The following is a 9,515-nucleotide window of genomic DNA, read 5'->3' as shown; positions in this document are numbered from 1 at the left end:
TGCGCGCTCCACCTCAGATCAGTTTTTCCAACGTGATCGGCAAATCGCGCACCCTCTTCCCCGTCGCATGGAACACCGCATTGGCGATCGCTGGCGCGACGCCGACGATGCCGAGCTCACCGACGCCCTTGCCGCCGAGCGCCGAGGAGTGCGGGTCGGGGATGCCGACCGAGATCACCTCGATGTCCGGGATGTCGGCATTGGTCGGCACCAGATAATCGGCGAGGTTGTTGTTGACGATCCGGCCATGGCGGCGGTCCATGATGCCTTCCTCCAGCAGCGCCTGGCCGATGCCCATGATGATGCCGCCCTTCCATTGGCTTTCGGCGAGCTTGGGGTTGTAGAGCCGGCCGGAATCCAGCGCCGACACCACGCGCGAGACGCGCACGGTGCCGAAATCCTCATCGACGCGCACCTCGATGAAATGCGCGCACCAGGAGTAGCGCGAATAATCGCCCTCGGTGTGCGGCAACGCCATGGCGATGGTGGTGTAGTTCTTGTAGCGGTCCTCGGCGGTCGAATTGGCCGGCATGGTGTCGCCGGTCGCCTCGATGCGGTCGCGGCCGACGCTCTTGAGCAGTTCGGCGATCGAGACATCGGGGCCATCGCCGCGCGGCGAGCCGATGCGCCCATTGGCGACGACAAGAGTGTTGGCCTGCAGCGCGTGGAAGGGCGAGCGCGGGTCGCTGATGGCCAGCCCCACCAGTTGGTCGAGCGCCGAGGTCGCGGCCTTGGACACCGCACCCGTCATCACGCCGGCAAGGCGCGAGCCGCCGGCGACACCGGCGCGGGCAAAGCGGGAGTCCCCGAGCTTCACCACCACATCGTCGGCCCGCACGCCGACCGTCTCGGCGGCGGTCTGCGCCAGGATGGTGTAGGTGCCCTGGCCCATGTCGATCGAGGAGCTTTCGACCTCGACCGAGCCGTCTGCCAGGATGCGCACGACAGCCTCGCCATAGGCGCGCCGCACTGGATAGGTGCCGGCGGCGACGCCCCAGCCGATCAACTGGTTGCCGTCGCGCATCGAGCGCGGTTTCGGCGAGCGCCTGGCCCAGCCGAAGCGTTCGGCGCCCGCGGCAAAAGCCTCGCGCAACTGCCTGGTCGACCAGGCTTTTCTGGTGTGGGGGTCCTGTTCTGCATAGTTCTTGAGCCGGATCTCCAGTGGATCGATGCCGATCTCATAGGCGAGCTCGTCGATGGCACTTTCGATGCCGAAGGCCGAGGGGTTTTCGCCCGGCGCGCGCATGGCGCCTGGCACCACGGAATTGACCCGCACGACATTCTGCTTCGACGAAAAATTCGGCGTCGCGTACATGATGGAGGTGACCGAGCCCAGCGGCTCGACCCACATGCCGTCGACCGACGTTTCATTGACGCCGCGATGCACGATCGACTGGATCACGCCCTCACGGTCGGTGCCGATCGTCACCGTCTGGCGCGTCGCGGCGCGGCCGCCATAGCCGGTAAAGGTCTGCGGCCGCGTCATCACCAGCTTCACCGGACGGCCGAGCATTTTGGCGGCACGGGCGGCCACCGCGCCATGGCTGAGCGCCAACGCCTTGGAGCCAAAGCCGCCGCCGATATAGGGCGAGACCAGCCTCACATTCCCGAACGGCACCGCGAACCATTCGGCATAGGTGCGGGCCATGCCGTCGAGCCATTGGCTCGGCTCCCAGACGGTCAGATGTTCGCCCTCCCAGCGCGCGATCAGGCCATGCGGCTCCATCGGCGCCTGGTATTCGCGCGGCGTGTTGTAAGCGGCACAGATGCGCACCGGCGCGGCGGCGAAGGCGGCGGGCGCATCACCCCATTCCTTGGTCATGGCGTCGATCGGAATACCGTCGCCGGCCTTGCCGTCATCGAGATCGACGATGGAAGGCGTCTCGTCATAGCTGACCTTGACGAGGGCCGCCGCGGCGACCGCCTGCTCGAAGGTTTCGGCGACGACTGCCGCGACGTGCTGGCCGCAGAAGGTGATGTCGCGCGCCAGCGGGCAGTAGGGCTTGTCCGGCGGCGGCGTGCCGAACCAGTCGGATGCGGTTCTCAGGCTGATGATGGTGTCCGGCGTCAGCACCCGCAGCACACCGGGTGAGGCTTCAGCGGTCGCCGCGTCGATCGCGCGCACCTTGCCTGAGGCGATCGTGCTTTCGACCAGCACGGCATGGGCGAGGCCCTCGAGCTGCTGCTCGACCGCGTATCTGGCGGCACCGGTGATCTTGGCCGGGCCGTCGACGCGCGACAGCCGGCCGCCGACGCTCTCCGCCAGTGTGCCGTCGGAGGCGTCGCCCCGTTTCGATTCACCGACCCTGATGTTGTGAACGGTCATGCCGTCTCTCCCAATTTGAGGATGGCGCGCGCGACAACGCGCGGCGCGAGCTCGATCTTGTAATGGTTGGCGCCATGGTCGACGGCACCTTCGACGGCGAGCAGGCTGGCGGCACGGACGGTTTCCGGCTCCAGCACCTTGCCCCTCAGGGCGTCTTCCACGGCACGGGCGCGCCACGGTCTGGTGGCGACGCCGCCAAGCGCCACGCGCAGGTCGCGGATGGTGCGGCCATCGGCTTCGACCTCGATGCCGACAGCGGCACTCGCCGCGGCGAATTCATAGGACTGCCGGTCACGGATCTTCAGGTAGGTCGAACGGCGCGCGGCGGCGGAGCCGGGGATTTCGATGGCGGTGATCATCTCGCCCGGTTCGATCGCGTGTTCCCTGTCGGGCGTGGTTGCGGGCAGCAGGAAGAAGTCGTCCACCAGAAGCTTGCGCTCGCCAAGATGAACGACAGCATCGAAGGCGACCAAAGCGGTGGCGAGGTCGCCAGGGTACATGGCGATACAGGCCTCGCTGGTGCCGAGCACCGCGTGCCCCCTGGTGACGCCGCCAATGGCCGAACAGCCGCTGCCGGGCTCCCGCTTGTTGCAGGCGGAAAAGTTGGAGGGGTCGCGGAAATAGGGGCAACGCGTCCGCTGCATCAGATTGCCGCCGATCGTCGCCATGTTGCGGATCTGCGCCGACGCCGCCTGCCACAACGTCTCGGAGATGGCGGGGAAGCGGCTCTTGATGTCGGCATGGTCGGCGACATGGCCCATTTTGGCGAGCGCGCCGATGGTGGCGCCGCGTTCGTCGACAGCGATCCGGTCCAGACCCTTGAGATGGGTGATGTCGACCAGCGTTTCAGGCTCGGCGACGCCGCATTTGGCGAGGTCGATCAGCGTGGTGCCGCCGGCCAGCAGCATGGCGCCGGGCAGGGCCGCGGCTCGGCGCGCGGCGTCAGTGGAAGTGGCGCGCAGGTATGAAAAGTCCCTCATGATGCGAACTCCTGTGCTGCCTGGCGGACGGCGGCGACGATGTGCGGATACGCGCCGCAGCGGCAGAGATTGCCGGCCATGTATTCGCGGATTTCCTCATCCGAGCCGGCATGGCCCTCGCGGATGCAGGCCACCGCCGACATGATCTGGCCCGGCGTGCAATAGCCGCACTGGAAGGCGTCCTGATCGAGGAAGGCAGCCTGCACGGGATGCAATTCGCCCTCCCGTGCAAGCCCCTCGATGGTGGTGATGGCGCGGCCCTCGGCTTGCGCGGCCAGCGTCAGACAAGCCAGCACGCGCTCGCCGTCCATGTGTACGGTGCAGGCGCCGCACTGGCCGTGGTCGCAGCCTTTCTTGGTGCCGGTCAGGCCGAGCCGCTCGCGCAAGGCATCGAGCAGCGTGACGCGCGGCTCGAGCTGCAATTCGTGATGCTGGCCATTGATATCGAGATGGACGGGGATTTTCGTCATGGGCGTCTGGCTCCGGTTGCTTGACGCTGAGGGGAAGGAATTGGTGTCGGGGCTGGAGAGGGCAAGGGTCGCGGACGGCTAGGTGTTTGCGGAAGCGCCGATGACAGCTAATCTCTCCCCTTGCAGGAGGAGATCGGCAGCGTGGCCGCCTTCGCCAATCTCCAGCGAGCAAGGACGGGCTTTATCTTGCAAGCTCTCGGTACGTGACATACGGGGTTCCCTGCCTATATGATGAAAGCACTCCACTTAAAGCGGAGGTGCCTCCGTTTATTACGTGGGGGCTGGCCCGGCCGGGTTCAAGTCCCCATATTTGGTCCGTGGAGAAAAAATTGGCCGAAGCCGTCATCGCTGGAGACAACGCCGCGGAAACCAGGCCGCTGCGGGCGGATGCCCAGCGCAACCGCGACCGGCTTGTCGAGGTGGCGGCGGCGGTATTCGCCGAGCGCGGCATCGATGCCTCGCTGGAGGAGATCGCGCGCCGCGCCGGCGTCGGCATAGGTACGCTCTACCGGCATTTCCCGACGCGCGAGCATCTGGTCGAGGTGGTCTACCGCCGCGAGGTCGAGGCGCTGTGCGCCGCTGCCGGCGAGCTCGCGGCAGGGCATCCGTCCGATGTCGCCTTGGAGGAGTGGATGCGGCGCTTCGTCGATTACATCGCCACCAAGCGCGGCCTGGCGACCAGCCTGCGCATCCTGCTCACCACCAATTCGACGCTGTTTTCCGACACGTCGGGGCGGGTGTCGCAGGCCTTGCGGCAACTGGTCGAGGCGGCGGTGGCGGCCGGCACCATCCGCGGCGATGTCGATGCCTCCGATGTGCTGCACGCGCTCGGCGGCATCTATTCCGCGCCCGACACGCCGGAATGGCGCGACCGCTCCCGGCGGCTGGTCAAGCTGTTGATGGACGGCTTGCGGTTCGGGGCAGGGAACCCCGCCAAGGCCTGACGGTCTCGGCGACCGGTCCAAGCGAAGCAAAATCCTCGTAAACAGGCGCGTCGGTCAGCCATGGCGGGCCGAGCCAGCCCGCCGCACTTGCATCTGAATGCGGGCGCTTGTTAAAATGCTCACATTTCAAGTGACTGACGGGCCCAATACATGACTGCTCGCAAAGCGCAAAGGACGGCACGGCTTATCGATCTGCTGTCGCGGCGGCGTGTTATCCATCTCAGCGAAGCGGCGGCGCTGCTCGGCGTTTCCGAGATGACGGTGCGGCGTGACATCGCCACCAACCAGGGGCAGATCGCCTATCTCGGCGGACACATATTGGCGGCGGCCGAGATCGAGGCCGACATTCCCTACGAGCTGGCGACAGCGGCCGACAGCCATGCGGCGGCCAAGCGCGAGGCCTGCGTGCACGCGGTGCGCAAGATACGGCCCGACGAGACGATCTTCATCGACTGCGGCACCACGCTGATCCATCTGATCGATCTCATTCCCGACAATTATCAAATAACGGCAATATGTTACGCCATGAATGTCGCGGAGCGCCTGAGCCGCAAGCCCAATGTCACCATCATCATGCTGGGTGGTGTCTATCATCCGGCCTCGGCGTCGTTCTCGGGCACGCATGATTTCGACATCTTGAACAGCGTCGGCATCAACGCGGCCTTTCTGTCGGCCGCCGGCGTCGACGCCAAGCGCGGCGCCACCTGCGAACATTTCCACGAGGCAGTGGTGAAGCAGAAGGTGATGAGCCTGGCGCGCGAAAACTATCTGGTCATCGACTCGAGCAAGATCGGCAAGCTCAAGCGGGCCTTTTTCTCGGCCATGGACGGCTTCGACGCTGTCATCACGGAGAATGGTGAGGTTGCCTCGGATTCATTCCGGCCGCAGGTCTGACTCCGTTTGACATTTCTCTGCTCTGATGGAAAAGTCACAAAAAAAGTAAGGGAAGTCTCAAAAGAGACTCGACCGGGTAGGGGACGCGTCAACGGGAGGAAGTGCGGGCGTCATGGTCGAACAGGGTTCGATTGCGCTGATTTCCGCGCCCCCCTTGCTGCGCGTCGAGGGCGTCAGGAAGCGGTTCGGCGGTGTCAATGCGCTGCGCGGCGTCAGCCTCGAAATCCTCTCTGGTGAAGTCCATGCCTTGCTCGGCGAAAACGGCGCCGGCAAGTCGACGCTGATCAAGATCCTGAGCGGCGTGCATGTGCATGATGGCGGCTCGATCGAAATCGAGGGCAAGCCTGTCTCGTTTTCTTCGCCCGCTCAGTCGCGCGATGCCGGCGTGGCGGTCGTCTACCAGGATCTGAGCCTGGTCGAGTCGCTCTCGGTCGCCGACAACCTGCTTTTGGGACGGGAACCGAAGACGCGGCTCGGCTTCCTCAGGAAACGCCAGCTGGTGGCGCAGGCCGAGGCGTTCCTCAAATCGCAGAACATTCCGCTGGATGCCCGCGCCATGGTCGGCTCGCTGCCCTTCGCCTATCGCCAGATGACCGAGATCGCCAAGGCGTTGATGGGCGATGTCCGTCTGCTCATCCTGGACGAGCCGACCTCGGCGCTGACCGACGATGAGGAAAAAATCCTGTTCGAGGCGATCCGCGAGGTCGCCGCGCGGGGCGTCGGGGTGATCTACGTCACCCACCGCCTCAACGAAGTGTTCCGGATCTCGAACCGGGTCACCGTCTTTCGCGACGGGCAGAACGCCGGGACTTTCGTCACGGCGCAATCCACCATGCGGCAATTGGTCGGTGCGATCGTCGGGCCGGATCACGCCGTGCTGAAAACAGATGGCACGGCATCTGGACAAGGCATGGCGCAACCGGCCGGTTCAATTGAAAGTCCCGTGCTCGAATTGAAAGGCGTCGGCAATGACCGGCTCGACCGGGCCAGTCTCCAGTTGCGCGCCGGCGAAATCCACGGCCTTGCCGGGCTGATCGGCAGCGGACGCACCGAAATCCTGCAGACCATCTTCGGCCTGCGGCCCATCCAGTCGGGCGAGGCCAAGCTGGACGGCGGATCGCTGAAGGGAACAGACCCGGCGGCGGCGATCGGGCTGGGCATCGCACTGGTGCCGGAGGACCGGCACGTGCAGGGACTCGTCCTCGAACATTCGATCGAGCGCAATTTGACCTTGCCGCGCTTGCCTTATTTCTCGCGCCTCGGCTGGCTGCAGCGCCGGCCGGCGGGCGAGCATGCCAATGCCGCGATGCGCAGGCTGGCGGTGAAGGCGCCAAGCGCGTCGACGCTGGTGAAGAACCTGTCGGGCGGCAACCAGCAGAAGGTCGTGTTCGGCAAATGGAACGAGCCGCGTCCGCGCGTGCTGTTGCTCGACGAGCCGACGGTCGGTGTCGATGTCGGCGCGCGCGAGGAGATTTACGGCGTCATTCGCGCCGCGGCGGCGGCCGGCAGTGGGGTGCTGCTGGTGTCTTCGGACCTTTCCGAACTGCTGCAGCTTTGCGACCGCATCTCCATCGTCGTCGATGGCCGGATCACCAGGACGATCGCGCGGCCGGAATTCGGCGGCGCCGAGGACCTTCATCACCTCATTCAACTTTCGCAGCCATCGGAAGAGCACGCGGCATGACCGACACACAAAGCCCGGCAAAAGCTGTCGCCAGCCAATCGAGCGGGCGCTCGGCGCTCCAGCATCTGCTCAAGGGCGAGCGTCCCTACATGCTCTACGTCGCCTTCGCCATCATGCTGATCGTGTTCAGCCTGGCGTCGCCCTGGTTCCTGTCGATCGACAATTTTCTCAACATCGGCCGTCAGACGACGCTGGTCTCGATCATTGCGGTGGGCATGACATTCGTCATCATCTCCAGGCAGATCGACCTCTCGGTCGCCTCGACGCTGGCGCTTTCGGGCATGAGCGCGTCACTGGCCATGGCCTTTGTCGCCAACAACTGGGTCGTCGGTGCAGTGGCGGGGCTGGGCACCGGGGCACTGATCGGGCTGCTCAACGGCGTCCTGACCACGCGTCTCGAAATCCCGTCCTTCCTGGTGACGCTGGGCACGCTGAGCGGCGCGCGCGGCCTGGCGCTGATGGTCACCAACACCAAGCCCGTCATCATCACCAACGAATATTATTTCGCAATCTTCGGCGAGGGCTCGGTGCTCGGCATCCCGGCGCCGATCCTGTGGACGCTCGGCGTTACAATCGCCGGCATCTTGCTGCTGCACTACAGCGTCTATGGGCGGCGGGTTTACGCGGCGGGCGGCAACCCGACGGCCGCGCTCTATTCCGGTGTCCATATCAAGCAGGTCACGACGCTCGCCTTCGTGCTGACCGGCACACTCGCCGGGCTGGCGTCGCTGATCCTGTCGGCACGCTCGCACGCGGCGCGGCCCGATGTGGTGCAGGGGATGGAGCTCGATGTCATCGCCTCGGTCATCCTTGGCGGCTGCAGCCTGTTCGGAGGCCGCGGCTTCGTGCTCGGCACGCTGCTCGGCAGCCTGATCATCGGCACGCTCAACAACGGGCTGGTGCTGCTCGGCGTCAGCTCGTCGCTGCAACTCGTCATCAAGGGGGCAATCATCGTCGCCGCGGTCGCGTTCACGAGGAGGTAAGGCGCACGCGGAATCAGCACAAACCGCCGGCTCCAAACGGCAAGACAAATATCACAATCAACGGAGGAAGTCATGAAATCGGTTCACTCGCTTTTCTGCACATTGAGCCTCGCCGCCAGCGCCTGCGTGCTGTCGACGTCCATGAGTTTGGCGCAGACGCCGGACACTTGCGTCACCGGCGTCGACATGGCCACGCTCGGTCCGAAGGGCATCGTCGGCCAGGGCCCGCATGGTGAGAAGGCAGCCTCGCCCGACGAGTTGAAATTGACCGACGAAGAGGCCGCCAAGGTCAAGGCCGGCAAGTTCAAGGTCGGCATTTCCATGCAGACGGTGAATCTCGACTGGTCGCAATTGCAGGTGCAGGGCATCAGCGAAACGCTGGCCAAATATGGCGTCACCGTCACCGGCGTGGCGTCGGCCGAATATCAGGTCGACAAGCAGATCGCCGATATCGAGAACACCATCCAGCAGCATCCGGACGGCATTATCTCCATCCCCGTCGACTTCACCGCGACGGCGCCGACCTACAAGAAGGTGGGCGAGGCTGGCATCAAGCTGGTGTTCATGGACAGCATTCCGGTTGGCCTCTCATCGCCAAAGGATTTTGCCTCGATGATCTCGGCCGACAGCCAGGGCAATGGGCAGATCGCGGCGCAGATCCTGGCCTCCTGCATGCCCAAGGGCGGCACGATCGGCCTGATCAATTTCGGCGTCGACTATTTCAGCACCAATGAGCGCACCAAGGGCGTCGCCGAGTGGATGAAAAAGAACCGGCCCGACATCGTCATGAAGCAGGTCGACTTCACCGATCCCTCGAAGGTTTCGCAGATCTCCGGCGATTTCCTCACCGGCAATCCGGATGTGAAAGGCCTATTTGCCGTCTGGGATCAGCCGGCGCTCGACACGCTGTCCTCGATGCGCGCGCAAGGCATCGACATTCCGATCACCACGGTCGATCTTGGCCTGCAGTCGGCGATCGAAATCGCCAAGGGCGGACCGCTCAAGGCAACCGGCTCGCAGCGTCCCTATGACCAGGGCGTCGCCGAGGCGATGGCGATGATGAAGGCACTGATCGGGCAACCCACGCCCGCTTGGGTCGGCGTGCAGTCGCTGCCGGTGGTGCAGTCCAACGTGCTGGAATCCTTCAAGACGGTCTTCCACAAGGACCCGCCGGCCGAGCTCGTCGACGCCTGCAACAGCGCCAAGCCGAAATGCAATTGAGGTGATTGCGTGG

General features: G+C 64.9%; 8 protein-coding genes. 5 read left to right on the top strand and 3 right to left on the bottom strand.

The window, feature by feature from the left end:
- Positions 1-13: 13 nt before the first annotated feature.
- Genes C1D09_RS25225 through C1D09_RS25215 form a run of 3 tightly spaced genes read right to left on the bottom strand, consistent with a single transcriptional unit; the run spans position 14 to position 3,776 of the window.
- Entirely contained in the window at positions 14-2,326 is a 2,313-nt protein-coding gene (locus tag C1D09_RS25225) for a xanthine dehydrogenase family protein molybdopterin-binding subunit (protein ID WP_143976798.1), read from the bottom strand.
- Positions 2,323-3,306 carry an FAD binding domain-containing protein gene (locus C1D09_RS25220; RefSeq protein WP_143976797.1) on the bottom strand — a complete coding sequence of 328 codons (984 nt, stop codon included), beginning with the start codon at positions 3,304-3,306 and terminating at the stop codon, positions 2,323-2,325. The genes C1D09_RS25225 and C1D09_RS25220 overlap by 4 nt, the downstream gene beginning before the upstream one ends.
- The gene (locus tag C1D09_RS25215) at positions 3,303-3,776 is read right to left on the bottom strand and encodes a (2Fe-2S)-binding protein (protein WP_143976796.1); all 474 of its coding nucleotides are present in this window, start codon (positions 3,774-3,776) and stop codon (positions 3,303-3,305) included. Before C1D09_RS25215 ends, C1D09_RS25220 begins: the two co-directional genes overlap by 4 nt.
- A gap of 317 nt (positions 3,777-4,093) precedes the next feature.
- Here C1D09_RS25215 and C1D09_RS25210 point away from each other — a divergent pair, with 317 nt between their 5' ends.
- From C1D09_RS25210 to C1D09_RS25190, 5 genes are all read left to right on the top strand, one after another.
- Positions 4,094-4,720: a TetR/AcrR family transcriptional regulator gene (locus C1D09_RS25210; protein WP_143976795.1), complete on the top strand. Its 627-nt coding sequence runs from the start codon at positions 4,094-4,096 to the stop codon at positions 4,718-4,720.
- A 150-nt stretch (positions 4,721-4,870) separates the two neighbouring features.
- Entirely contained in the window at positions 4,871-5,614 is a 744-nt protein-coding gene (locus tag C1D09_RS25205) for a DeoR/GlpR family DNA-binding transcription regulator (protein WP_143976794.1), read from the top strand.
- 112 nt (positions 5,615-5,726) lie between these two features.
- On the top strand, positions 5,727-7,298 hold the full coding sequence (locus C1D09_RS25200; RefSeq protein ID WP_143976793.1) for a sugar ABC transporter ATP-binding protein: 1,572 nt from the start codon (positions 5,727-5,729) through the stop codon (positions 7,296-7,298).
- Positions 7,295-8,281 (top strand): ABC transporter permease, encoded by a 987-nt coding sequence (locus tag C1D09_RS25195; RefSeq protein WP_143976792.1) that lies wholly within the window; start codon positions 7,295-7,297, stop codon positions 8,279-8,281. Before C1D09_RS25200 ends, C1D09_RS25195 begins: the two co-directional genes overlap by 4 nt.
- Before the next feature lie 72 nt (positions 8,282-8,353).
- Positions 8,354-9,502 carry a substrate-binding domain-containing protein gene (locus C1D09_RS25190; RefSeq protein ID WP_143976791.1) on the top strand — a complete coding sequence of 383 codons (1,149 nt, stop codon included), beginning with the start codon at positions 8,354-8,356 and terminating at the stop codon, positions 9,500-9,502.
- The last annotated feature ends 13 nt before the right edge of the window (positions 9,503-9,515 follow it).

Source organism: Mesorhizobium intechi (assembly GCF_002879535.1).
Classification (GTDB): Bacteria; Pseudomonadota; Alphaproteobacteria; order Rhizobiales; family Rhizobiaceae; genus Mesorhizobium; species Mesorhizobium intechi.
Note: the sequence above shows the minus strand (reverse complement) of the source record. Positions and strands in the feature narration are given on the sequence as shown.

Bases quoted from the DNA above. Each gene is read 5' to 3' on its own strand.
- C1D09_RS25225 (WP_143976798.1), bottom strand. From the start codon at position 2,326: ATGACCGTTCACAACATCAGGGTCGGTGAATCGAAACGGGGCGACGCC.
- C1D09_RS25220 (WP_143976797.1), bottom strand. From the start codon at position 3,306: ATGAGGGACTTTTCATACCTGCGCGCCACTTCCACTGACGCCGCGCGC.
- C1D09_RS25215 (WP_143976796.1), bottom strand. From the start codon at position 3,776: ATGACGAAAATCCCCGTCCATCTCGATATCAATGGCCAGCATCACGAA.
- C1D09_RS25205 (WP_143976794.1), top strand. From the start codon at position 4,871: ATGACTGCTCGCAAAGCGCAAAGGACGGCACGGCTTATCGATCTGCTG.
- C1D09_RS25200 (WP_143976793.1), top strand. From the start codon at position 5,727: ATGGTCGAACAGGGTTCGATTGCGCTGATTTCCGCGCCCCCCTTGCTG.
- C1D09_RS25195 (WP_143976792.1), top strand. From the start codon at position 7,295: ATGACCGACACACAAAGCCCGGCAAAAGCTGTCGCCAGCCAATCGAGC.
- C1D09_RS25190 (WP_143976791.1), top strand. From the start codon at position 8,354: ATGAAATCGGTTCACTCGCTTTTCTGCACATTGAGCCTCGCCGCCAGC.